Source organism: Mycobacterium sp. 20KCMC460 (assembly GCF_022179425.1).
Lineage (GTDB): Bacteria > Actinomycetota > Actinomycetes > Mycobacteriales > Mycobacteriaceae > Mycobacterium > Mycobacterium kiyosense.
In genome coordinates this window covers 863,970-887,540 of record NZ_AP025524.1, presented here as the reverse complement: position 1 = coordinate 887,540, position 23,571 = coordinate 863,970, and the positions used below count along the sequence as shown (strand labels likewise).

Sequence of the window (23,571 nt, the reverse complement as noted above, 5' to 3'; positions counted from 1 at the left end):
TTCACGCGCGCTTGACCCCGGCGTTGCCGTCAGTGCCGTTGGCCCCATCGAACTCGGGTGTGGCGGCGCCGTCTGATCCCGCGGAACCGTTGTGCGGGTTGGGTCCCAACCCCACGCCGGCGGCCCCGCCGCTGCCCGCGCCACCCCGCGAACCGCCGGTCCCGCCCGCGCCGCCGTCCCCAACGCTGCCCGCCGCACCGTCCCTGCCGAACAACCCGCCGCGTGCGCCGGCACCAGCCCGACCACCCTCGCCCCCGTTGCCGCCGTCGCCACCACGACCGGCATCGCCACCATCGCCGCCGGAGCCGCCGACCGCAGCGCCGGCGGGACTACCGGCAGTGCCGCCCGCAGCGCCGTCCCCACCGTTGCCGCCGAACCCGCCGCCGCCGCCGGCGCCACCGGCACCCCCGTGCCCGCCGGCCCCGCCATTGCCGACCAACCACCCGCCGACACCGCCGTTTCCGCCCGCTCCGCCGGCGGCTCCCGCGCCGCCTTGCCCGCCCCCGCCGCCGTCGCCACCGGATCCGCCGTTGCCGCCGTAGGCGTTGCCGGCGGAACTGTACGCGGCGTTCGTGGAGGCCGAGTCGATGGACGAGTGCCCACCGCCGGCGCCCCCGGCACCACCCGCGGAACCGCTGCCGCCGAAGCCGCCGATACCTCCGTGGCCACCGTCGCCGCCGTTGCCTACCAGCAACCCGCCGCGGCCCCCGTCGCCGCCGGCGCCGCCGGCGCTACCGCCCTGCCCGGTCAAACCCACACCGCCGACGCCGCCGCTGCCACCAGACCCGGCGATCGCGGCGCCGCCGAGGGCGCGGGCGTATCCGGCCTGCCCACCGTCACCGCCGTCGGCCCCGCCAGCACCTCCAACACCGCCGTCGCCCCCACGGCCGGAGACTGCTCTGGCCGCCGGCAACTCCTTACCCTGCGTCGCGTCGGCGTTCCCGCCGCTACCGCCGCTACCGCCGTTGACGCCAGCGCCACCTGGTTGACCGGATGCGCCATCGCCGGCGGTGAGATTTCCGGCCTTGTCGGTGAGACCATCGTGGCCGGAAGCGCCGGTCAGGTTCGGGTCGGTGGTTGATGCCGGGTTGTGGGCGTTCGCGCCGGCCATGCCAGCCCCGCCGTGGCCGCCGCGACCGCCCGCGCCCCACAGCCCGGCATTGCCGCCCGCCCCGCCGTGACCACCAGCCATGGCGATCGACGTCGCGGCCCCGCCGTCGCCGCCGCGGCCGCCGTGGCCGAAGAGCCATCCGCCGCTGCCACCCGCGCCGCCGTTTGCGCCGGCACCGCCGGTGCCGCCTCTGCCGCCGTTGCCGATCAGCCCGGCCGCGCCGCCGCCACCCCCGGCCCGGCCGTCCGCACCCGACCCGCCGTTGCCGCCGTTGCCCAGCAGGATTCCGCCTGCACCGCCGTTGGCCCCCGAGCCCGGTGCGGCGTCCGCGCCGTTGCCGATCAGCGGCCGGCCCACCAGTGCTTCGGTGGGCGCGTTGACCACGTCGAGGAGCTGGCGCAATGGCGACGCGAAGGCCGCCTCGGCGGTGGCATAGGTGGTCGCATTCGAAGCGAGGACCTCGACGAACTGGTCGTGAAACGCGGAGAGCCGAGTCGACACAAGCTGATACGCCTGGGCATGCCCGGAGAACAGCGCCGCCACGGCCAGCGACACCTCATCGGCGCCGGCGGGCAGCAGCGCCGTCGTCCGAGCTGCCGCCTCAGCATTTGCCCAACGAACGGTGGAACCGATACCGGACACGTCGGCCGCTGCCGACCAAAGTGCTTCAGGGGCAACAGTTAAATACGACATCGTGCCCGATCCCCTTCGCTGGGTGGATGACGTTACCGAGGCGCCATCCCACCTTGACCCGCTGCACGAGGCGCGTCCCTAGCGCGCCTGGAGGATTTTGCGGATGAAATTTTCTCCCCCTATTGGCGGGAAGGCGCGCTGGGCCGACCTGCCGAGAACATCGAAACCAGCTTTGGCGCAGCCATTTCGCCGCGCTGTCCGGGTCCCGATGGCACGTGCCCCTGGGACGCCGCCGCTTCGGCGGGTGCAATGAGAGTGCGCAGCGGTCCGACTCGCCCGCGTGTGATCCAGGTCGCTTTGTCAGTGACCTTGCAGAGAACTGGGACGCAACTGGCAGCCGATATCGCGGCTGCTGGCTTGACTGCCTACCACCGCCGATGTGAGCATCGAAACCAACAGTGGCGCAACCAAATTAAGGCAGTCGCGAGTCTGCCATCTGCTGGGAGGTCAGCTACGCCATGTTTCGCAGGGCCGCGGTGTCCGCTCGCCGGACCGATCCGGTTGTCCAAGCCGCTGCAGGGCCGCTCCGGAGCCGCAGAGATGTGACGTGGAACGCAGGCGAGGGCAATGTCGCAGCAATTGTCGGTTAACGTTTCAGAAATCGCTGCGGCATATAACAGTCAGATGGCCCGGCCCAAGTCTGTGCCACTCGCCGGCTATCGGATCGCAGTCACATCGGCCCGTCGCGCCGAGGAGCTGTGTGCGCTGCTGCGCCGGCACGGCGCCGAGATCTTCGCCGCCCCGGCGATCAGCATGATCGCACTGCCCGACGACGACGAACTGCACAGCAACACCGAGGCATTGATCGCCGACCCACCAGACATTTTGATCGCCCACACCGGCATCGGTTTTCGCGGCTGGGTGGCCGCGGCCGAAGGATGGGGACTGGCCACCGAGCTCGTCGGCGCCCTGTCCGGGGCCCGGGTCATTTCCCGCGGACCGAAGGCGACCGGGGCGCTGCGGGCAGCGGGTCTGCGCGAGGAATGGTCTCCGGAATCAGAGTCCTCACAAGAGGTTTTCGAGTACCTGCTCGACGCCGGCGTGTCGGGAAAGCGGATCGCCATCCAACTGCACGGCGCGGCCGACGGTTGGGACCCATTCCCGGAATTCCTCGCCGGGCTGTGCGCGGCGGGAGCCGAGGTGGTGCCGATCCGGGTATACCGCTGGAAGCCAACCCCTTTGGGCGGTGACTTCGATTGCCTGGTGACCGGTATCGCGCGGCGTCAGTTCGACGCGGTCAGCTTCACCTCGGCGCCGGCGGCCGCGGCGGTGCTGGAACGCTCCCGCGAGCTGGACGTCGAGGATCAGTTGCTGGACGCCCTGCGCGGCGGCGTACACGCGATGTGTGTCGGCCCGGTGACGTCGCGACCGTTGATCAGACGCGGTGTGCCGACCTCCTCGCCGCCGCGAATGCGGTTGGGCGCCTTGGCCCGCCACATCGCCGAAGAACTTCCGGCGCTGGGGTCGTGCAGCGTGAAGGCCGCCGGACACGTAGTCGACATCAGGGGAACGTGCGTCCTGGTCGACGGCACGGTCCGGACGATATCGGCCTCGGGTATGGCGATACTGCGCGCGCTGGCCCATCGCCCAGGCGATGTCGTCGGACGCTCCGAGTTGCTGCGCGTCCTGCCCGGCAACGGCGCGGACACCCACGCGGTGGACACCGCGGTGCTGCGACTGCGAACTGCGCTGGGCGACAAGAACATCATCGCGACGGTGGTCAAGCGCGGATACCGGCTGGCCCTGGACACCGAACACGACGCCGCATGAACCTGATCTTGACGGCGCACGGCACCCGACGCCCGTCGGGCGTGGCCATGGTCGGCGATCTCGCGGCACGGGTGAGCCGACTGCTGCCCCGCACCGTCCAGGTGGCCTTCGTCGACGTGCTGGGCCCCACCCCGAGCGAAGTTCTTTCGCAGCTGCCCGACGACGGTCAACCCGCAATCGTGGTGCCGGCGTTTCTGTCTCGCGGTTACCATGTCCGCACCGACCTGCCCGCCCATGTCGCGGCCAGTGGACACCCGGACGTCAGGGTCGCTCCGGCGCTGGGGCCGGGCTGCCGGATCACCGCCGTATTGGGGCAGGTTCTGCTGGAATCCGGTTGGCGCCCCGGCGATTCGGTGATTCTCGGTGCGGCCGGCACCTCGGATCACCGGGCCCGCTCCGACCTGCACAACGCCGCCGCGGCGCTCTCGGCGTTCACCGGGTCGCGGGTCGACATCGGTTTCGCCGCCGTCGGTACCCCGCACATCCGCGACGCTGTGGACGCCGCGCGCCGCCGGGGTGCGGCCCGTGTGGTGATCGCCTCCTACCTGCTGGCCGACGGCCTGTTTGCGCACCGGCTACGCAGTTGCGGCGCCGATCTGGTGACACCTCCGCTGGGCACCCACGCCGGATTGGCGCGCCTTGTCGCGCACCGTTTCCGCGCGGCCGCCGCGCCGACAGAGCCCCGCCGGCAACGCATGGACGCTTGATCTTTGCCGGTATCCAGGTAATCCTGGCAACATGGCCCGTAACGAAGAGCCCTCGCGTGGGCTCCTCGACGACGTAGCGAAGATGCTGCGTTTACCATTCGGCACACCGGAATTCATCGACCGGATCGTCACCGGTTCGGTCAATCAGGTAGGCCGCCGGACGCTGTACATGCTGATCACCACCTGGGACGCCGCCGGCGGCGGTCCCTTTGCCGCCAGCGCCATCGCATCGACCGGACTCTCCAAGACCGCCGAGATCGTGCAGTCCATGTTCATCGGGCCGGTGTTCAACCCGCTGCTGAAGATGCTGGGGGCGGACAAGGTGGCGGTGCGGGCGTCGCTGTGCGCGTCACAATTGGTGGGGCTCGGCATCATGCGCTACGGGGTGCGTTCCGAACCGATGCACTCGATGACGGTGGAGCAGCTGGTCGACGCCATCGGCCCGACGATGCAGCGCTACCTGGTCGGCAAGATCGACTGACCGGCCCCGGGTCAGGCGGCCATCCGCGCGGCGCGGCGGCCGATCTCGATGCGCCGGTCGGCGGTCACCCGCACCGGGTACACCGGCACCGACACGCTGGGGTCGTCCAGGCAGCTGCCGTCGTCGAGTGCGAAGGCCTGCTTGAGGATTGGCGATTGCACCATGGTCCGGCCGCCCCGGTCGCCGACGAGGCCGCGGGACAGCACGGCCGCACCGGAGAACGGGTCGATGTTGCCGATCGCGTGCAGCGAACCGTCGTCGAGGCGAAACAGCGCGGCCTGGCTGCCGTCGTCGAGCAGCACACCCACACCGCGGCCCGGGATCAGGTGGTCGTAGTCACAGGCGGTCGTCCACACCTGATTGGCGGTCTTCATATTTTCTCCTTGCTCAACGGATCCGCGGTAGGCCAAGGGGCACAGGGACTTTGCGCCCGGCGCGTTCGGTGAACTGCACCGTCTCGTCGACGGCATCGGGGGCGTTGACGAAGGAGACGAACCGCGACAGCTTATCCGGGTCCTCCAGCACACCCTTCCATTCGCATCGGTAGTTGGCGACGTGGCGCCGCACGGCCGCCTCGAACTCCTCGGCCAGACCCAGCGAGTCGTCGCAGACCACTTCGCGAACATGTTCCAGGCCAAGCGATTCCAGCCACGGTGCGGTGCGCTGTAACCGGTCCGCGGTGCGGATGTAGTACATGAGGAACCGGTCGACGTAACGCACCAGCGTTTCGGTGTCCAGGTCGCTGGCCATCAGCTGGGCATGTTTGGGCGTCATGCCGCCGTTGCCGCCGACATAGAGGTTCCAGCCTTTCTCGGTGGCGATGACTCCCACGTCCTTGCTGCGCGCTTCGGCGCACTCACGCGCGCAGCCCGACACCCCCAGCTTGATCTTGTGTGGCGCGCGCAGACCCCGGTAGCGCAGTTCCAGGTCGATCGCCAGCTGCACCGAATCCTGTTGTCCGTAGCGGCACCAGTCGCTGCCCACGCAACTCTTCACGGTCCGCAGCGCCTTGCCGTAGGCGTGGCCCGATTCCATGCCCGCATCGACCAGGCGTTTCCAGATCGCCGGCAGCTGGTCCACCCGGGCGCCGAACATGTCGATGCGCTGGCCGCCGGTGATCTTGGTGTACAGGCCGAAATCCTGGGCGATCTGCCCGATCAGGATCAGATGCTCCGGCTTGATGTCGCCACCGGGCACCCGCGGCACCACCGAGTAGCTGCCGTTCTTCTGGATATTGGCCAGGAAGTGGTCGTTGGAGTCCTGCAGCGAGGCCTGCTCGCCGGCCAGGATGTGCTCCGATCCGGTGGAAGCCAGGATGGAAGCGACGACGGGTTTGCAGATGTCGCAACCCTTTCCGTAGCCGAAGCGTTGCACCAGGCCGGAGAAGGTGCGGATCTCGGTGGCCGAGATGATCTGGAACAGCTCGGCGCGGGACTGACTGAAGTGCTCGCACAGCGCCTTGGACTGTTCCACGCCCTCGGCCTCGAGCAGTTGCTTGAGCAGCGGTACGCAGGACCCGCACGAGGTGCCGGCCGCGGTGCACGTCTTCAGCGCGGGCACGTCTGCGCAGCCGTCGGCGATGGCACATTTCAAATCGCCCTTGGTGACGTTGTTGCAGGAGCAGATCTGCGCGGAGTCCGGCAGCGCTCCGATACCCAGCGCGGCGCCCCCCTCCGCCGCGGGTGCGATGAGCGCCAACGGATCCCCGGGTAGTTCGCTGCCCACCATCGGTCGCAGCACCCCGTAGTTCGATGCGTCTCCGACCAGCACGCCGCCCAGCAGCGTCCTGGCGTCGTCGGAGAGCACCAGCTTGGCGTAGGTGCGGTTCACCGCGTCGTTGATGACGACCTCGAGGCAGTTCGGCGTGACGCCCATGGCGTCGCCGAAGCTGGCGACGTCGACGCCGAGCAGCTTGAGTTTGGTGGACAGGTCGGCTGCGGGGAATTCCGCGGCCCCGTCCAGCAACCGGTCGGCCACCACCTCGGCGCTGGTGTAGCCGGGACCGACCAGCCCATAACACCGTCCCTCGATCGCGGCCACCTCGCCGATTGCGTAGACGGCGGGATCGCTGGTGCGACAAGCGGAGTCGGTGAGCACACCGCCGCGCTCCCCCATCACCAAACCGGCGGCGCGAGCCAACTCGTCGCGGGGCCGGATGCCGGCGGCGAAGATCACCACTCCGGCGTCGACGACCTGGCCATCGGACAGGCGCACCTGTGCGAACGAATCGTCAACGGGTTCAATCGATTCGGTACCGATCCCGACGTGGATCTCGATGCCGAGTTCGCCGATCATCCTGGCCAGCAGCGCGCCGCCGGCCTCGTCGATCTGCTGGGCCATCAGCCGCGGCATCATCTCGACGACATGCGTAGGTAAACCGAACTGGCGCAACGCGTTAGCCGCTTCCAGCCCAAGCAGGCCGCCGCCGATCACCAAGCCGGCGCGACCGGAATCCGCCGCACGGCTCGCTGCGGCGCGGATGGCGTCCAGGTCGTCGAGGGTGCGGTAGACGTGGCAGCACGGGAGATCGTGCCCTTTGACCGGCGGCACGAACGCATAGGACCCGGTGGCCAGCACCAGCGCGTCGTAACCGTACCGGTCACCCTTGGCGGTGACGACAGTCTTTGCGGCACAGTTGATCTCGGCTACTTTGGTGTTCAACTGCAGCTGTACCAGTTGGTCGCCGGCGTAGTCGTTGCCGGGCAGCGCCAGCAGGCTGCGGTCCCAGCTCTCGGTGTACGAGGTCAGCCCGACGCGGTCGTAGGCGGCGTCGGACTCCTCGGCCAGCACCGTGATGCGCCAGGACCCGGCGCTGTCGCGGGCACGCAGGGCTTCGACGAATCGATGGCCCACCATGCCGTGGCCGACCACGATCGCATGACGGGCAGTGCTGGGCATGCGGACGACGGTAGGAGGGCGATGTTGCGGAAAGCCGCGTGGAATGTGACGCCCTCGTCACGGTGACCTCACCGCCGAGGACTGCCGGTGTGAATCCGTTCGCTTTGGGCGAACACCCAGGTGGAACTTAAGCGTAGGGGACTCATGTTTAACCGGGTAGCCGACCAACTCAGCGTCGGACACAGCTGATTCACAACGAAGATGAAGGAGTCATCCATGAGCAACCTCGCCTTGTGGTCACGTCCGGCGTGGGACACCGACCGGTGGCTGCGGGACTTTTTCGGCCCGGCCTCCGCGAGCTGGCTAGCCCCCGAATCCGCCTCCGCGACCAGCGGTTTCAACCCCGCCGCCGAGATCGTCAAGGACGGCGATGACGCGGTGGTGCGCCTCGAGCTGCCCGGCGTGGACGTCGAGAAGGACGTCAACGTCGAGCTGGAGAAGGGGCGTCTGGTCATCCACGGCGAACACCGCGACGAGCACTCGCAGGACAAGGACGGACGCATCCTGCGCGAGATCCGTTACGGGTCGTTCCGCCGGTCGTTCCAGCTGCCGGCACACGTCACCAGCGAGGCCGTCTCGGCGTCGTACGACGCGGGCGTACTCACCGTCCGGGTAGCCGGTGCCTACGCGGGATCGCAGCCGCAGCGCATCGCGATCACCAAGTAGTCCACCCCAGACGCAAGTGGCCCCGCCAAGTGTCGGGGCCACTCTGCGTCGGCCCGGGAAGCAATGACCGCCGCCCGCCCGCTGGCCCCCGGCGGCGGGCGCCCGGCCGGGACTGCGGATAGTATCGGGAAACCGTACTGTGATCCGTAACACCTTCAGCACCGGGAGCATTGATTGTCCGCCACCACCGAACTCACCGAACTGCACGACCTCATGGGCGGCCTGCGGCGTTGCGTGAGCTCTTTGAAGGCGCGGTACGGGGACAACCCGGCGACGCGTCGCATCGTGATCGACGCCGACCGCATTCTCAGCGACATCCAATTACTCGACAGCGACGTTGCCGAATTGGACCTCGCCCGTGCCACCGTGCACCAATCCGGCGACAAGATCGTCATTCCGGACACCCAGTACGACAGCGAATTCTGGCGCGATGTCGACGACGAGGGTGTCGGGGGTCACCACCGGTCCTGACCGAGCTAGCAGCCCGCAAGCCCGACTGAGTAGCGGGCGCCTTATCTGTGTACCCTTCGACCTACAGCCCGTTCGAAGAGGAACACAAATAGATGAGCGCACCAACGGCGAGCCGTTCTGACTCAGGCGTCTTTTCACCAACCCGCGCCCGCATCGCGCAGAAGACGCTCCGCACCGACAAATGGTGGCTACAGCCGCTACGGATCAACCTGGGCTTCGCCGCGTTCGTGATCTATGCGACCGCCCGCGCGTTCCAGCAGGACCACTACTTCGTCAAGGACTACCACTACCTCACGCCGTTCTACTCGCCGTGCGTGAGCAAGGGCTGCCTGGCAGAAGCCAGCGAGTTCTGGCCGCAGATCCTGCCGGATGTGTGGTGGCTGCCCTTCGCGGCGATGACGCTGCCGTTCCTACTGTTGTTCCGGTTGACCTGCTACTACTACCGCGGCGCCTACTACCGCACGGTGTGGCAGTCGCCCACCGCCTGCGCCGTCGCCGAGCCGCGCGTGCACTACACCGGGGAAACCCGGCTTCCGCTGATCATCCAGAACACCCACCGGTACTTCTTTTACATCGCCGGCATCATCTCGGTGATCAACACCTACGACGCGATCGTCGCGTTCCACTCCCCGAGCGGATTCGGTTTCGGCCTGGGCAATCTGATCCTGCTCGGCAATGTGATCATGCTGTGGGTCTACACGCTGTCCTGCCACTCGTGCCGGCACGTGACCGGCGGGCGGCTCAAGCACTTCTCCAAACACCCTGTGCGGTACTGGATCTGGACCCAGGTGAGCAAGATCAACGAGCGGCACAAGATGTATGCGTGGATCACGCTCGGCACTTTGATGCTGACCGACTTCTACATCATGTTGGTGGCCAGCGGCACGATCAACGACATCAGATTCGTTGGCTGAGCAGCCCTTCGGCCACATCTAGAACGAATATCCAAAAGCTGAGTGAGGTTTCATGGTTGAGGTCGAACGGCATGCCTACGACGTAGTCGTGATCGGTGCCGGCGGCGCGGGTTTACGTGCTGTCATCGAAGCGCGCGAGCGTGGCCTGAAGGTCGCGGTGGTCACCAAGTCGTTGTTCGGCAAAGCCCACACCGTCATGGCCGAGGGCGGCTGCGCCGCCTCGATGGGCAACGCCAACCCGAAAGACAACTGGCAGACCCACTTCGGCGACACCATGCGCGGCGGGAAGTTCCTGAACAACTGGCGGATGGCCGAGCTGCACGCCAAGGAAGCCCCCGACCGGGTCTGGGAACTGGAGACCTACGGCGCGCTGTTCGACCGCACCAAGGACGGCCGGATCAGCCAGCGCAACTTCGGCGGTCACACCTACCCGCGGCTGGCACACGTCGGTGACCGCACCGGCCTGGAGCTGATCCGCACCATGCAGCAGAAGATCGTGTCGCTGCAGCAGGAGGACTACGCGGAGTTCGGCGACTACGAGGCCCGCATCCGGGTGTTCGCCGAATGCACCATCACCGAGTTGCTCAAGGACGGTGACGCGATCGCCGGGGCGTTCGGTTACTGGCGCGAGAGCGGCAACTTCGTACTGTTCGAGGCGCCCGCGGTGGTGCTGGCCACCGGCGGCATCGGCAAGTCGTTCAAAGTCACGTCGAACTCCTGGGAGTACACCGGCGACGGGCACGCCCTGGCGCTGCGGGCCGGCGCGACGCTGATCAACATGGAGTTCGTCCAGTTCCACCCGACGGGCATGGTCTGGCCGCTCAGCGTCAAGGGCATCCTGGTCACCGAAGGTGTCCGCGGCGACGGCGGAGTGCTCAAGAACTCCGAAGGCACCCGGTTCATGTTCGGCTACATCCCGCCGGTGTTCAAAGGCCAGTACGCCGAAACCGAAGAAGAAGCCGACCAGTGGCTCAAAGACAACGACTCGGCCCGCCGCACCCCGGACCTGCTGCCCCGCGACGAGGTGGCCCGCGCCATCAACTCTGAGGTCAAAGCCGGTCGCGGGACCCCGCACGGCGGTGTCTACCTGGACATCGCGTCCCGGCTGACCCCGGCCGAGATCAAGCGCCGGCTGCCGTCGATGTACCACCAGTTCATGGAGCTGGCCGAGGTCGACATCACCAAGGAGCCGATGGAAGTCGGTCCCACCTGTCACTACGTGATGGGCGGCGTGGAGGTGGACGCCGACACCGGCGCGGCCAAGGTCCCCGGGCTGTTCGCCGCCGGCGAGTGTTCCGGCGGCATGCACGGATCCAACCGGCTGGGCGGCAACTCGTTGTCCGACCTGCTGGTGTTCGGCCGCCGCGCCGGCCTGGGCGCCGCCGACTATGTGCGGGCGCTCAGCAGCCGGCCCGCGGTCTCCGACCAAGCCGTCGAAGACGCCGCCGCGTTCGCCCTCAAGCCGTTCGCCGGGCCGACGGACGGTTCGGCACCGGAGAATCCGTACGCGCTGCACAGCGACCTGCAGCACGTGATGAACGACCTCGTCGGGATCATCCGTAAAGAGGACGAGATCACCAAGGCGCTGACGCATCTCAAGGAGCTCTGGGCGCGCTACCGCAACGTCCAGGTCGAAGGGGGCCGGGAGTACAACCCCGGCTGGAACCTGGCGATCGACCTGCGCAACATGCTGATGGTCAGCGAATGCGTGGCCCGGGCCGCGCTGGAGCGCACCGAGAGCCGCGGCGGCCACACCCGCGACGACCACCCGGGCATGGATTCAGGCTGGCGCAAGACGTTACTGGTGTGCAGAGAGGCCGAAGACAACTCCAACGGTGAGCACATCACCGTGAGCCGCGAGCCGCAGATCCCGATGCGGCAGGACTTGCTGGAACTCTTCAAGATCTCTGAACTGGAGAAGTACTACACCGACGAAGAGCTGGCCGAGCACCCGGAACGGAGAGCGTAATGGCCTACAACGCGAGCATGCGGGTGTGGCGGGGCGACGAGGACGGCGGCGAGCTCGCCGACTTCACCGTCGAGGTCAACGAAGGCGAGGTGGTGCTCGACGTCATCCACCGGCTGCAGCAGACGCAGACACCCGACCTCGCGGTGCGGTGGAACTGCAAGGCCGGCAAGTGCGGGTCCTGTTCGGCGGAGATCAACGGCAAGCCCCGGCTGATGTGCATGACCCGGATGTCGACGTTCGAGGAGAACGAGGTCGTCACCGTCACCCCGATCCGGACCTTCCCGGTGATCCGGGACCTGGTGACCGACGTGTCGTTCAACTACGAGAAGGCCCGCGAGATCCCGTCGTTCACGCCGCCGAAGGATCTGCAGCCGGGTGAGTACCGGATGGCCCAGGTCGACGTGCAGCGGTCGCAGGAGTTCCGCAAGTGCATCGAGTGCTTCCTGTGCCAGAACGTCTGCCACGTCATCCGTGACCACGACGAGAACAAGCAGGCATTTTCCGGCCCGCGTTTCCTGATGCGGGTCGCCGAGCTGGACATGCACCCGCTGGATACCGTGGACCGGCAGAAGCAGGCCCAGGAGGAGTTCGGCCTGGGCTACTGCAACATCACCAAGTGCTGCACCGAGGTGTGCCCGGAACACATCAAAATCACCGACAACGCGTTGATCCCGATGAAAGAACGGGTCGCCGACCGCAAGTACGACCCGGTGGTCTGGCTGGGCAACAAGCTGTTCCGGCGCTGACCTGTTATTGCCCGGTAGCTTCGGGTACACCTGGAGGGGTCGAAGTCTGCCAGCGATATGAAAGGCAGGTCGCAAATGCCAGAAATCACCAGTATCAACGACATTCGCACCGCAATTCGCGAACTCTCGGTGCGCGCCGAGGTGGCCCGCAAGGAGGGGCGTCCCGATGACGCCGCCGAAATCGAGCAACGGATCGCCGGTTACCGGGCGAAACTGAGCGAACGACCCTAGCCGCCAGGCAGCGCTATACGCCTAGACGCCGGAACATGCTGCGGTGGAAGACGATCGGCGCTACGTCGGCGTCCACGGTGACCTCGCTGACCCGCAGCACCACGATGGTGTGATCGCCGGCCGGGATCATCTGCTCGATCGCACTCTCCAGCCACAGCGAGGTGCCCTTGACGAAGACGGCGCCGGAGTCGCTGGCGTGCGTCTCCAGCCCGGCGAAGCGGTCGCCGGTCTTGGCCGCCAGCGTGCGGGCTGCGGAGTCGTGCGACTCCCCCAGCACGCTGATACCCAGCGCCGGCGCCCTCTTGAGTTTGGGCCAGGTGGTGGACGTGTTCTGCACGCAGAAGGACACCAGCGGCGGCTCCAGCGAGACCGGCACGAAGGTGCTGGCTGCGAGTCCTTCCCGGACGCCGTCGACAATGGCGGCAATGGCGATGACACCGGATGGGAAGTGGCCGAAGGCCTCACGCAGCGACGTCGGCGTCAGATTGTTGTTCGAGTTCACCGGACTTCATTCGCTCCTCGAGCCGAGAACGGGATTCTCGCATTGGAGCCTACCCCGGCGCGTAGCCGTGCGCGGCAGCCACATCCGGGTGCGCGCGCAACCGGCTCTTCCAGGCGTTGCGGCCGTATTCGGCGTAGATCGGATCCGACGGATCGGCCGGCGGCGCCCATTGGGCGGCGGCCCGTTCGGCACCTGAGGCCAGCACCGGGATCCGGGCATCCAGCCGCGGGTTGAAGAAATACGCCACCGAGATGCGTTCGGCGGTCGCCGCGCCGAGGTCCACCCGATGCTCGGTCGCGCGCAGGTAGCCGCCGGTCGCGAACTCGAGCAGCTCGCCGATATTGACGACGAACGCCCCCTCCAGCGGGGGCACGTCCACCCAGTCCGGCGAGCCGGGCGGCCGCACCTGCAGACCGCGGCTACCCGGCTCGGCCAGCAGCAGCGTGAGCACGCCGGAGTCCTTGTGCGGGCCGACACCTTGCGAAGACGCGGCGTGGGCCGGGTACCGGATGATCTTGATCAGCGTCGCCGGTGACTCGGCGAAGGCCGCATCGAAGAGCTCCGCCGGGGCGCCCAGCGAAGCGGCCCAGTGCCGCAACAGGTGGCCGGACACCTTCGCCAGGGCGGCGTCCCATTCCGCGACGATCCCCGGCAGCTCCGGCAGCGCGGACGGCCACTGGTTGGGGCCCTGCAACCACAAGTAGTCGGGCCGTCCGGGGCCGCCGATCGGCGGGCGTTCGGGGCCGATGTCGATCTGTTCGCGCCAGTCGACCTCGCCGCGGGTCAGTTCGCCGCCGAGGCGGGTGTAACCGCGGAAGTGCGGGCTGCGCACCATCGCAATCGCGTCCTTGTCGGCCTGCGGCAGCGCGAAGAGCCGCGATGCGGCGTCGAACACCTTGGCGACCAGCGCCTCGGGCACGCCATGGCCGGTCAGGTAGAAGAAACCGACGTTGTGTGCGGCCGCTCGGAGGCCGTCGCGCAGCACCTTTGGCCGGGCGCGCAGATCCACCGTCGGCAGCGCCGTGACGCTCCCCACATTCGTCATGAGCACCATCATCGTCGCAGGTGGCAGCGGGTGCCAGGAACACGATCAGCGAGAACCCAACCGGTTGGTTGGAATCTGCGTCACATCCACTTGCACGAAGTTACCGGCGGGTATATTTTTAAGGAGTTACTGGTGGGTAACTTAGTCCTAGTACCCAACCACAAGTGGCATTCTCAACGAGGAGGAACCTTCAGTGAGCCACTACAAGAGCAACGTCCGCGACCAGGAATTCAACCTGTTCGAAGTACTTGGCGTCGACAAAGCGTTGGGTCAAGGCGACTACAGCGACCTCGACGGTGACACCGCCCGCGAGATGCTGGCCGAGATGGCCCGCCTCGCCGAGGGGCCGGTGGCCGACTCCTTCACCGAAGGTGACCGCAACCCGCCGGTGTTCGACCCGAAGACCCACTCCGTCTCGTTGCCGGAGTCGTTCAAGAAGTCCGTCAAAGCCGTCATCGACGCCGGATGGGACAAGGCCGGCCTCGACGAGGAACTCGGCGGCATGCCGATGCCCAAGGCGTTGATGTGGGCCCTCAACGAGCACATTCTCGGAGCCAACCCGGCGGTTTGGATGTACGCCGGCGGCGCCGGGTTCGCGCAGATCCTCTACCACCTCGGCACCGAGGAGCAGAAGAAGTGGGCGGTGCTGGCCGCCGAGCGCGGCTGGGGCTCGACCATGGTGCTCACCGAGCCGGACGCCGGCTCCGACGTGGGCGCGGGCCGCACCAAGGCTGTACAGCAGGAGGACGGCTCCTGGCACATCGACGGCGTGAAGCGGTTCATCACCTCGGCCGACTCCGACGACATGTTCGAAAACATCTTCCACCTGGTGCTGGCCCGCCCCGAGGGCGCCGGCCCCGGCACCAAAGGTCTGTCGCTGTTCTTCGTGCCGAAGTTCCTGATCGACTTCGAAACCGGCGAGCCGGGCGAGCGTAACGGCGTCTTCGTCACCAACGTCGAGCACAAGATGGGCCTGAAGGTCTCCGCGACCTGCGAGCTGTCCCTGGGCCAGCACGGCGTGCCCGCCAAGGGCTGGCTGGTCGGCGAAGTGCACGACGGCATCGCGCAGATGTTCGAGGTCATCGAGCAGGCCCGGATGATGGTGGGCACCAAGGCCATCGCCACCCTGTCCACCGGCTACCTGAACGCTCTGGAATACGCCAAGTCGCGCGTGCAGGGTGCCGACCTGACCCAGATGACCGACAAGACCGCACCGCGGGTCACCATCACCCACCACCCCGACGTGCGCCGGTCGCTGATGACGCAGAAGGCTTACGCCGAGGGGTTGCGGGCGCTGTACCTCTACACCGCGACGTTCCAGGACGCGGCGGTCGCCGAGGCCGTGCACGGTGTGGACGCGAACCTCGCGGTGAAGGTCAATGACCTGCTGCTGCCGGTGGTCAAGGGCGTGGGCTCGGAGCAGGCGTACGCCAAGCTCACCGAGAGCCTGCAGACCTTCGGCGGTTCCGGCTTCCTGCAGGACTACCCGATCGAGCAGTACATCAGGGACGCCAAGATCGACTCGCTGTACGAAGGTACGACCGCCATCCAGGCGCAGGACTTCTTCTTCCGCAAGATCATCCGCGACAAGGGTGTGGCGCTGGGGTACGTGGCCGGCGAGATCCAGAAGTTCGTCGACAGCGAATCCGGCAACGGACGGCTGAAGAGCGAGCGGGCGCTGCTGGCCAAGGCGCTGACCGACGTCCAGGCGATGGCCGCCTCGCTGACCGGCTACCTGATGGCCGCGCAGGAGGACGTCACCAGCCTCTACAAGGTGGGCCTGGGTTCGGTGCGCTTCCTGATGAGCGTCGGTGACCTGATCATCGGCTGGTTGCTGCAGCGTCACGCGGCGGTGGCCATCGAGGCCCTCGACGCCGGTGCGACCGGCGCGGAGCGGTCCTTCTACGAGGGCAAGATCGCGGTCGCCGCGTTCTTCGCGAAGAACTTCCTGCCGCTGCTGACCAGCACCCGCGAGGTGATCGAGACGCTGGACAACGAAATCATGGAGCTCGAAGAAGCGGCTTTCTAGTCCGCTGAGCAATACCTGGTGCCCCCGTTCTTCGGAAGCGGGGGCATCAGTCTTTGTCAGCCAGCGGCTCGTGTGAAATGTGGGCGGAATCCGGGCCGGAGAACCGCCCCGTGTTCACGCGAGAGCGGCGGTGGCTAGTTCCGGCGGGAGAGCGCGGGTCGCGCGAAGGCGTGGCGCACTCAGGGCAAAAAGACCGCCGCTGGATCCCCTCACTCCAGCGGCGGCCCTTCTCGTTCGCCCGTCTCCGCTGACCGGCGGTCGATCTAGGGATTGCCCCGCGTTGCCGTCGGGGTCGGGGGGTCAGACCACAACACGGGGCTATCCGCGGCAACGGATACCCACCTGTCCGCGTACCAAACCATCGGAAAGACACTCCGCGAGGATCTCTCGGTGGCCAGGTGCGCGCCAGGTCAGGCTTCCAATATCGCTGCGACGCCCTGACCACCCGCGGCGCAGACCGAGATCAGCGCACGCACCGTGCCCGATCCGCCCTGCTCCTTCTTCTTCTCCGCGAGCTGCTTGGCGGTCTGCGCCAGGATCCGCCCGCCGGTGGCGGCGAAGGGATGCCCAGCGGCCAGCGAGGACCCGTTGACGTTGAGCTTGGACCGGTCGATGGCACCCAGCGCCGCATCCAGGCCCAGCCGCTCTTTGCAGTACTCCTCGGACTCCCAGGCCTGCAGGTGTGCCAGCACCACCGACGCGAACGCCTCGTGGACCTCGTAGAAGTCGAAATCCTGCAGGGTCAGCCCGTTGCGGGCCAGCAGCCGCGGCACCGCGTAAGTGGGCGCCATCAGCAGGCCGTCGTACCCGTTGACGTAGTCGACCGCGGCGGTCTCGGCATCCACCAGGTAGGCCAGCGGAGACAGCGAATGCTCAGCCGCCCACTCGTCGGTGGCCAGCAGCGCGACGGAGGCACCGTCGGTCAGCGGGGTGGAGTTTCCTGCCGTCATCGTCGCGTCGCCGGCCTTGACGCCGAACACCGGGCGCAGCTTGGCCAGTTTCTCGGCGCTGGAGTCGGGCCGCAGGTTGTCGTCGCGGTACAAACCCAAGAAAGGCGACACCAGATCGTCGTAGAAGCCGCGGTCGTAGGCGGCGGCCATGTTGCGGTGACTGGCCGCCGCCAGCTCGTCCTGGTCGACGCGTTTGATGCCCAGCTGCTTGGCGGTGATGGCGGCGTGCTCGCCCATCGACAGGCCGGTACGCGGCTCGCTGTTCGACGGGATCTCCACCCCCAGGTTGGCCGGCAGCGTGCCGGCCAGCTTGAGCCGCTGCACATTGGACTTGGCCCGGCGCAGCCTCAGCAGGGTGCGGCGCAGGTCGTCGCCGAAGCCGATCGGCGGGTCGGAGGTGGTGTCCACCCCGCCGGCGGCGGCCACGTCGTAGCGACCGGCGGCGATACCGTCGGCCGCCACGATCGCGGCCTGCAGGCCGGTGCCACAAGCCTGCTGAATGTCGAAAGCCGGGGTGGCGGGCGACAGCTCGGAACCCAGCACGCATTCGCGCATGAGATTGAAATCACGGCTGTGCTTGAGCACGGCGCCGCCGACCACCATGCCCAGCCGTTCACCGCGCAGGTTGAACCGGTCGACCAGGCCGCCGAGTGCCGCGGTGAACATGTCCTGGTTGGACGCCTCGGCGTAGGCGCCATCGGAACGTGCGAACGGGATGCGGTTGCCGCCGAGTACTGCGACCCGCCGTCTCGGCTCGGAACTTGCAGGGCTCAATTTTCTCTCCGTGTGTCGGCGCTTGTCGGGGGTTAATTTTGGGGTACCCGCCTCGGCAGGCAATACTACCCACTGTTCTTACTCTCAAGTAAGTTCGTCCCCATCCACGGAAGGCAAAGCTCAGTGGCAACCAAGGTTTCCTCCGATCTGTTCTCGCAGGTGGTCAACTCCGGCCCCGGATCGTTCCTGGCCAAGCAACTCGGCGTGCCGCAGCCCGAGCCGCTGCGCCGGTACAGCGTCGGCGACGCTCCGCTACCCGGACCGTTGCTGATCGGCGGGGAGGGCCGCGTCGTCGAGCCACTGCGCTCGGCCCTGGACGGTGACTACGACCTGCTGGGCAACAACCTGGGCGGACGCTGGGCCGACTCGTTCGGCGGACTGGTCTTCGATGCGACGGGCATCACCACCCCGATCGCGCTGAAGGGTCTGCACAAGTTCTTCACACCGCTGCTGCGCAACCTGAAACACTGCGCCCGGATCGCGGTGGTGGGCACCACGCCGGAGGCGGCGGCCAGCGTCGAGGAACGGATCGCCCAACGTGCTCTCGAGGGGTTCACCCGTTCGCTGGGCAAAGAAGTCCGCCACGGCGCCACGGTGAACCTGGTCTACCTGGCGCCCGACGCCAAACCCGCCGCCACGGGTCTGGAATCGACCATGCGGTTCGTACTGTCGGCCAAATCCGCGTACGTGGACGGCCAGGTGTTCTACGTCGGGTCCGAGGACTCCACGCCACCCGCGGACTGGGACAAGCCACTGGACGGCAAAGTGGCGGTGGTGACCGGCGCCGCCCGCGGCATCGGAGCGACCATCGCCGAGGTGTTCGCCCGCGACGGCGCCCGGGTGGTCGCGATCGACGTGGAGTCCGCCGCCGATGCGCTGGCCGAAACCGCCAGCCGGGTCGGCGGTACCCCGTTGTGGCTGGATGTGACCGCCGACGACGCGGTGGAAAAGATCACCGAGCACTTGCGCGACCAGCACGGCGGCAAGGCCGACATTCTGGTCAACAACGCCGGCATCACCCGGGACAAGCTGCTGGCCAACATGGACGACGCCCGCTGGGATGCCGTCATCGCCGTGAATCTGCTTGCGCCGCTTCGGCTTACCGAGGGCCTGGTGGGTAACGGCACCATCGGCGAAGGCGGCCGGGTGATCGGGTTGTCGTCCATCGCGGGCATCGCCGGTAACCGCGGGCAGACCAACTACGGCACCACCAAGGCCGGCATGATCGGCATCACCCAGGCGCTGGCGCCGAGCCTGGCCGAGAAGGGCATCACCATCAACGCGGTGGCACCGGGATTCATCGAGACCAAGATGACGGCCGCGATTCCGCTGGCCACCCGGGAGGTCGGCCGCCGGCTCAATTCGTTGCTGCAGGGCGGCCAGCCCGTGGACGTCGCCGAGACCATCGCCTACTTCGCCAGCCCGGCATCGAACGCGGTGACCGGCAACGTCGTTCGGGTCTGCGGCCAGGGCATGATCGGCGCCTAGTGTCCGGCGACGATGCGGGCCGCACCGGCCCGAGGAGAAGCCGGACAATTAAGGAGGATTTGCGATGAGTCAGCCAAGCGGATTGCGCAACATGCTGCGCGCGGTGGCCGGGGCGTTGCCCGTGCTGCCGCGGTCCGACCAGCTGCCGAAACGCACGGTGACGGTCGAGGAACTGGCCGTGGACCACACCAACGTCGCCGCGTACGCGGCGGTCACCGGGCTGCGCTACGGCAACAACGTGCCGCTGACCTACCCGTTCACCCTGACCTTCCCGTCGGTGATGGCGTTGGTGAGCGGATTCGACTTCCCTTTCTCCGCAATGGGATCGGTGCACACCGAGAACAAAATCGTTCAGTACCGGCCGATCGCGGTGACCGACACCGTCGGTGTGCGGGTGCATGCGGAGAACCTGCGCGAGCACCGCAAGGGACTGTTGGTGGATCTGGTGAGCGACGTCAGTGTCGGCAACGAACTGGCCTGGCACCAGGTGACCACGTTCCTGCACCAGCAGCGCACCAGCCTGTCCGACGAGCCCAAGCCGCCGCCGCAGAAACAGCCCAAGCTGCCGCCGCCGCCGACCGTGCTGAAGATCTCCGCCGCGCAGATCCGCCGCTATGCGGCGGTGGGCGGTGACCACAACCCGATTCACGTCAACTCGGTGGCAGCCAAGCTGTTCGGTTTCCCGACCGTGATCGCACACGGAATGTTCAGTGCCGCAGCGGTATTGGCGAACATCGAGGCGCGGTTCCCGGACGCGGTGCAGTACTCGGTGCGGTTCGGGAAGCCGGTGTTGCTGCCGGCTACCGCCGGGTTGTACATCGACGAGGTCGACTCCGACGGCTCGCGCGGCTGGAAGTTGTCGTTGCGCAATCTGTCGAAGGGCTACCCGCACCTGACGGGCAGCGTCGAACCGCTGTAACCGGCAGCCTGCGGACGTGTAGCACTCACCCGGACCGGTGGTCGGGATGCGGCGGCTTGCGCCCCAGCACCAATGTCTTGATCGCGTGCGCCCCGAGCGCGGTGACCGCGAAGGCCAGCAACATCCGGATCGGCGGGTGCGCCAGCTCCCACACGAAGATCGCCGCCCACACCGGTGAACCCTGCGTGACCGCGAGCACCCCGGCGGCCCCACACAGCGAATTCACCGGCCCGTACCAGTGCGTGCCGGCGACCGCGTTCAGCGTCAGCACCAACAGGGCGCCCGCCGCCGAACCGGTCGCCAACGACGGCGTGAGCAGGCCGCCGGCGCCCCCGGCTCGCAGAAACAGCGCCGTCAGAAGCGGTTTCAGCACCAGCAGGACCGCCGCCGACGTCAAGGTCAGTCCGCTGGCCAGGCTGATCGTCAGGATGCTCTTGCCATTGCCGGGCAGCTGCGGCCACCAGTGTGAGCAGACTCCGGTCAGCAGTCCGGCCGCCGCGAGCCCCGGGATCAACACCCACGACCGGATGAGCGTGGCCGGTTGCGCCGCGGCGATGATCTTGCTGAAGGCCCACCCCACCGCGAAAGCCACCGGCGCCAGCGCCAGGGCATGGGCACTGAGCAGATAAGCCGAGTCGGCCCGCGGCCAGTCCAGCTCCGGCCGGTTGTGCGTGACGAGCGAGCCGACCGCGACCGCCAGGCTCGAGGTGAGCAGCGCCGCGCCCACCGCCCGCAGCCGCCAGGTGTTGAGCAGGATTCGCAGCGTAAACAGCGCGCCGGCCGCCGGGACCGCGTACACGGCGCCCAAACCGGCCCCGGCCGCGCACGCCAGCAGAATCTCCCGATCGTCCGGGGTCAGCCTCTTGAGCCATCCGGTGCCGAAATCGCCCAGTACAGCAGCGAATTGACGCGGGGCGCCCTCCCGGCCCAGGGATGCTCCGGAGCCGACCAGCACCACCTGGAGCAGCGCATCGAGGCTCCACGCCAACCGCGGAATACGTTCGTGCCGGGCGACGGTCCCGGCCAGCGGCGGCACCTCGGTGCGCCGCCGCAGCAGCCACCACCCCAAGCCGGCCAGCGCGGCGCCGGACATCGGGGCCAGGACACGACGCGCCGGACCGCTGCCGGTGATGCCGTCCAGCAGCGAGCCGAAACTGTAGTGGTACATGAGGTGTTGCACCGACTCCAGCACGATCGTCGTCGCCAACCCGGCAAGCCCGGCAAGCAAGCCGACAATGATTACCGCGCAGAAGAAGTCGAGGTTCCGGCGGGGCACGGGGCTAGCCCGTCGCGGTGTGTGGACCGGCGTCCCGGTCTGCCGGTGCACCACGCAGACCCGCCCAGAACAGGTCGATCATCATCTGCGCGGCGGCCTCGACGTCGACGTCGCCGGTGCTGAGCCGGCTTGCGATCGCCTCACCGGCACCCACCAAAGCCACTGCCATGATCTCGATTTCGGTGTCCGAACGAGGACTGCGGGTCCCCGCCCGCACCAGCCCCGCCACCAGCTCGATGATCTGCTCGCGCCCCTCCCGCACCGTGTGAGCGAACGCCTGCGAACTGGTGGCCTGGGTGTACATCACGATCCAAGACGCCCGGTTCTCGTCGATGTAACGCAGAAACGCGCTGATAGTGTTGCGCAGCAAGTCTTTCGGACTTTGGGTGAAATCGATGTCGGCGCGCAGCCCATCGATGAACCGGCCCATCTCCCGGTTCAAGCAGGCACCGAACAAGTCTTCCTTGGAGCCGTAATACAGGTAGAGCATCGGCTTGGAGATCTGCGCCTCGGCCGCGATGGCGTCCATCGAGGTCTCGTGGTAGCCGTTCAGCGAGAACATCTGCACGGCGGCGTCGAGCATCTGCTGCTCGCGAACAGCACGCGGTAATCGCTTGGTACCACCTGCCATTGGTTACGCCTCTCTCACCGCTCGATCCGACTTTAGGCCAGTCACCCGCCGCAGGTCGGCGTGACGCGCTTCATCGCCGCCACCCGCACCAGTGCGGCGTCGACCGTCGCGGCGGGCAATTCGTTGGCGTTGACCGCCTGCTCCAGCCGATCCAGCACGGCGGGCACCTCTTTGGTGGTGACCCACAATGCGATGTCGAGTCCGGCCTGCAGCGTCTTCAGCACCGCCTCGGTGACGCCGAACCGGTCGGAGATGGCGGCCATGCTGGACAGGTCGTCGCTGAAGATCGGACCGTCGAACGCGGGCCCGCCGTACCCCTCGCCGACGCGCAGCAAGGTCACCGCCGGCGCGCTCAGGCTGGCCGGGGCGCCCGCGGTAAGGCCGGGCACCTCCATATGTCCGATCATCACCGCGACCGGGCTCTGGTTCAGCAACGTCCGGTAGGGCACCAGGTCGGTGCCGACCAGTTCGCTCAGCGGAGGCGTGGTGACCTCACCGGTGTGCGAGTCGCCCGAGCCGTGGCCGTGACCGGGGAAATGCTTGAGCACCGGCAACAACCCGGCCTCGCGCAGGCCCTGGGCGTACGCGCCGGCGTACGCGGCCACCACGGCCGGATCCGAACCGAACGAGCGGTCGCCGATCACGGTTTCGTCGGGCGCGTCGGTGACGTCGACCACCGGGGCGAAATCGACGGTGATGCCGAGGTCCTTCATCTTGCGGCCGCGGTCCAGCGCCAGGTCGTGCACCTGCTGCGTGGACATCGTCTGGCCCATCTTCCGGGCCGTCGGCCCACGGCCGCCCAGCAGCGTGCGCAACCGCGACACCCGGCCGCCCTCCTCGTCGACCCCGACCGCCAACGGCAGCGGTGTCGCCGCGTTCGCGATGTCGCGCAACCCGTCCGGCAGCATGGACAGGTCGGTGTCACTGCCGATCAGGATGCCGCCGACGTGGGACTCGGTGACCACGGCCCGGGCGTCGGCGGCGTCGCGCACTCCGACCATCAGCAACTGGGCCAGCTTGTCCCGCAGGTTCGGGATCTTGGCGGGCACGTCTTTAGGATCGGCGCACACCCGTGGGCCGGGCGCGGCGGCCGGCGTCGACGGCGAGGGCGCGGCCGACGAGCTGGGCGGGGAGGTCTTCGACGAGGACCCGGGTCGCTTGCCGCCGTGACCACAGGCCGCGACCAGCATCGATAGGGTGACCAAGAAGGCCAGCCCGACGGCCAGGGGGCGGGAAAATGCCATCCGGACATGCTGTCACGGGTCGCGGCACCGCCCGGTTCGGGGGGCGGCGGGCCCCG

21 protein-coding genes are annotated in these 23,571 nt (G+C 67.8%); 12 read left to right on the top strand and 9 right to left on the bottom strand.

The window, feature by feature from the left end:
- Position 1 precedes the first annotated feature (1 nt).
- A complete protein-coding gene (locus MKCMC460_RS04040; protein ID WP_238305321.1) occupies positions 2-1,804 on the bottom strand; it encodes a PE family protein in 1,803 nt (600 codons plus the stop codon).
- A gap of 624 nt (positions 1,805-2,428) precedes the next feature.
- Here MKCMC460_RS04040 and MKCMC460_RS04035 point away from each other — a divergent pair.
- From MKCMC460_RS04035 to MKCMC460_RS04025, 3 genes are read left to right on the top strand one after another with little or no spacing between them, the layout of a single operon-like run.
- On the top strand, positions 2,429-3,574 hold the full coding sequence (locus MKCMC460_RS04035) for a uroporphyrinogen-III synthase (protein WP_236980262.1): 1,146 nt from the start codon (positions 2,429-2,431) through the stop codon (positions 3,572-3,574).
- Positions 3,571-4,281, top strand: a complete 711-nt coding sequence (locus tag MKCMC460_RS04030) for a sirohydrochlorin chelatase (RefSeq protein WP_236980260.1) — start codon at positions 3,571-3,573, stop codon at positions 4,279-4,281. The genes MKCMC460_RS04035 and MKCMC460_RS04030 overlap by 4 nt, the downstream gene beginning before the upstream one ends.
- A 31-nt stretch (positions 4,282-4,312) precedes the next feature.
- Positions 4,313-4,762, top strand: a complete 450-nt coding sequence (locus MKCMC460_RS04025) for a hypothetical protein (protein ID WP_236980258.1) — start codon at positions 4,313-4,315, stop codon at positions 4,760-4,762.
- Positions 4,763-4,773: 11 nt separating this feature from the next.
- On the opposite strand, the gene nirD is transcribed toward MKCMC460_RS04025, so the two are convergent.
- A complete protein-coding gene (gene nirD / locus MKCMC460_RS04020) occupies positions 4,774-5,136 on the bottom strand; it encodes a nitrite reductase small subunit NirD (RefSeq protein ID WP_236980256.1) in 363 nt (120 codons plus the stop codon).
- A 13-nt stretch (positions 5,137-5,149) separates the two neighbouring features.
- A complete protein-coding gene (gene nirB / locus MKCMC460_RS04015; protein ID WP_236980254.1) occupies positions 5,150-7,660 on the bottom strand; it encodes a nitrite reductase large subunit NirB in 2,511 nt (836 codons plus the stop codon).
- A 216-nt stretch (positions 7,661-7,876) separates the two neighbouring features.
- Here nirB and MKCMC460_RS04010 point away from each other — a divergent pair, with 216 nt between their 5' ends.
- The 6 genes from MKCMC460_RS04010 to MKCMC460_RS03985 all read left to right on the top strand — a co-directional run bounded on the left by MKCMC460_RS04010 (position 7,877) and on the right by MKCMC460_RS03985 (position 12,657).
- Entirely contained in the window at positions 7,877-8,326 is a 450-nt protein-coding gene (locus MKCMC460_RS04010) for an Hsp20/alpha crystallin family protein (protein ID WP_236980252.1), read from the top strand.
- 174 nt (positions 8,327-8,500) lie between these two features.
- On the top strand, positions 8,501-8,797 hold the full coding sequence (locus MKCMC460_RS04005) for a hypothetical protein (protein WP_236980250.1): 297 nt from the start codon (positions 8,501-8,503) through the stop codon (positions 8,795-8,797).
- A 92-nt stretch (positions 8,798-8,889) separates the two neighbouring features.
- Positions 8,890-9,711, top strand: coding sequence for a hypothetical protein (locus tag MKCMC460_RS04000; protein ID WP_236980248.1), 822 nt, complete (start codon positions 8,890-8,892; stop codon positions 9,709-9,711).
- 52 nt (positions 9,712-9,763) lie between these two features.
- A complete protein-coding gene (locus MKCMC460_RS03995; RefSeq protein WP_238305319.1) occupies positions 9,764-11,680 on the top strand; it encodes a fumarate reductase/succinate dehydrogenase flavoprotein subunit in 1,917 nt (638 codons plus the stop codon).
- Complete coding sequence (locus tag MKCMC460_RS03990; protein WP_236980246.1) at positions 11,680-12,426, top strand: succinate dehydrogenase/fumarate reductase iron-sulfur subunit; 747 nt, start codon at positions 11,680-11,682, stop codon at positions 12,424-12,426. Before MKCMC460_RS03995 ends, MKCMC460_RS03990 begins: the two co-directional genes overlap by 1 nt.
- Positions 12,427-12,501: 75 nt before the next feature.
- Entirely contained in the window at positions 12,502-12,657 is a 156-nt protein-coding gene (locus MKCMC460_RS03985) for a hypothetical protein (protein ID WP_236980244.1), read from the top strand.
- 13 nt (positions 12,658-12,670) lie between these two features.
- Here MKCMC460_RS03985 and MKCMC460_RS03980 read toward each other — a convergent pair whose 3' ends face one another.
- Together MKCMC460_RS03980 and MKCMC460_RS03975 are read right to left on the bottom strand one after the other, a co-directional pair.
- Positions 12,671-13,159 carry a flavin reductase family protein gene (locus tag MKCMC460_RS03980; RefSeq protein WP_236980242.1) on the bottom strand — a complete coding sequence of 163 codons (489 nt, stop codon included), beginning with the start codon at positions 13,157-13,159 and terminating at the stop codon, positions 12,671-12,673.
- Positions 13,160-13,208: 49 nt separating this feature from the next.
- Positions 13,209-14,204 carry an isopenicillin N synthase family oxygenase gene (locus MKCMC460_RS03975; RefSeq protein WP_236980240.1) on the bottom strand — a complete coding sequence of 332 codons (996 nt, stop codon included), beginning with the start codon at positions 14,202-14,204 and terminating at the stop codon, positions 13,209-13,211.
- 193 nt (positions 14,205-14,397) lie between these two features.
- Here MKCMC460_RS03975 and MKCMC460_RS03970 point away from each other — a divergent pair, with 193 nt between their 5' ends.
- Entirely contained in the window at positions 14,398-16,233 is a 1,836-nt protein-coding gene (locus MKCMC460_RS03970; protein ID WP_236980238.1) for an acyl-CoA dehydrogenase, read from the top strand.
- Positions 16,234-16,643: 410 nt separating this feature from the next.
- Here MKCMC460_RS03970 and MKCMC460_RS03965 read toward each other — a convergent pair whose 3' ends face one another.
- Positions 16,644-17,957, bottom strand: a complete 1,314-nt coding sequence (locus MKCMC460_RS03965) for an acetyl-CoA C-acetyltransferase (protein ID WP_236980236.1) — start codon at positions 17,955-17,957, stop codon at positions 16,644-16,646.
- A 123-nt stretch (positions 17,958-18,080) separates the two neighbouring features.
- Here MKCMC460_RS03965 and MKCMC460_RS03960 point away from each other — a divergent pair, with 123 nt between their 5' ends.
- Positions 18,081-19,445: a 3-oxoacyl-ACP reductase gene (locus tag MKCMC460_RS03960; protein WP_236980234.1), complete on the top strand. Its 1,365-nt coding sequence runs from the start codon at positions 18,081-18,083 to the stop codon at positions 19,443-19,445.
- A gap of 64 nt (positions 19,446-19,509) precedes the next feature.
- A complete protein-coding gene (locus tag MKCMC460_RS03955; RefSeq protein WP_236980232.1) occupies positions 19,510-20,364 on the top strand; it encodes a MaoC/PaaZ C-terminal domain-containing protein in 855 nt (284 codons plus the stop codon).
- Between the two features lie 25 nt (positions 20,365-20,389).
- On the opposite strand, the gene MKCMC460_RS03950 is transcribed toward MKCMC460_RS03955, so the two are convergent.
- The 3 genes from MKCMC460_RS03950 to MKCMC460_RS03940 are packed head-to-tail and all read right to left on the bottom strand — an operon-like array spanning position 20,390 to position 23,515.
- Positions 20,390-21,640, bottom strand: coding sequence for a chloride channel protein (locus MKCMC460_RS03950; RefSeq protein ID WP_236980230.1), 1,251 nt, complete (start codon positions 21,638-21,640; stop codon positions 20,390-20,392).
- A gap of 4 nt (positions 21,641-21,644) precedes the next feature.
- On the bottom strand, positions 21,645-22,271 hold the full coding sequence (locus MKCMC460_RS03945) for a TetR/AcrR family transcriptional regulator (protein ID WP_236980228.1): 627 nt from the start codon (positions 22,269-22,271) through the stop codon (positions 21,645-21,647).
- A 41-nt stretch (positions 22,272-22,312) separates the two neighbouring features.
- A complete protein-coding gene (locus MKCMC460_RS03940) occupies positions 22,313-23,515 on the bottom strand; it encodes a glycoside hydrolase family 3 N-terminal domain-containing protein (RefSeq protein WP_236980226.1) in 1,203 nt (400 codons plus the stop codon).
- Between the last annotated feature and the right edge of the window lie 56 nt (positions 23,516-23,571).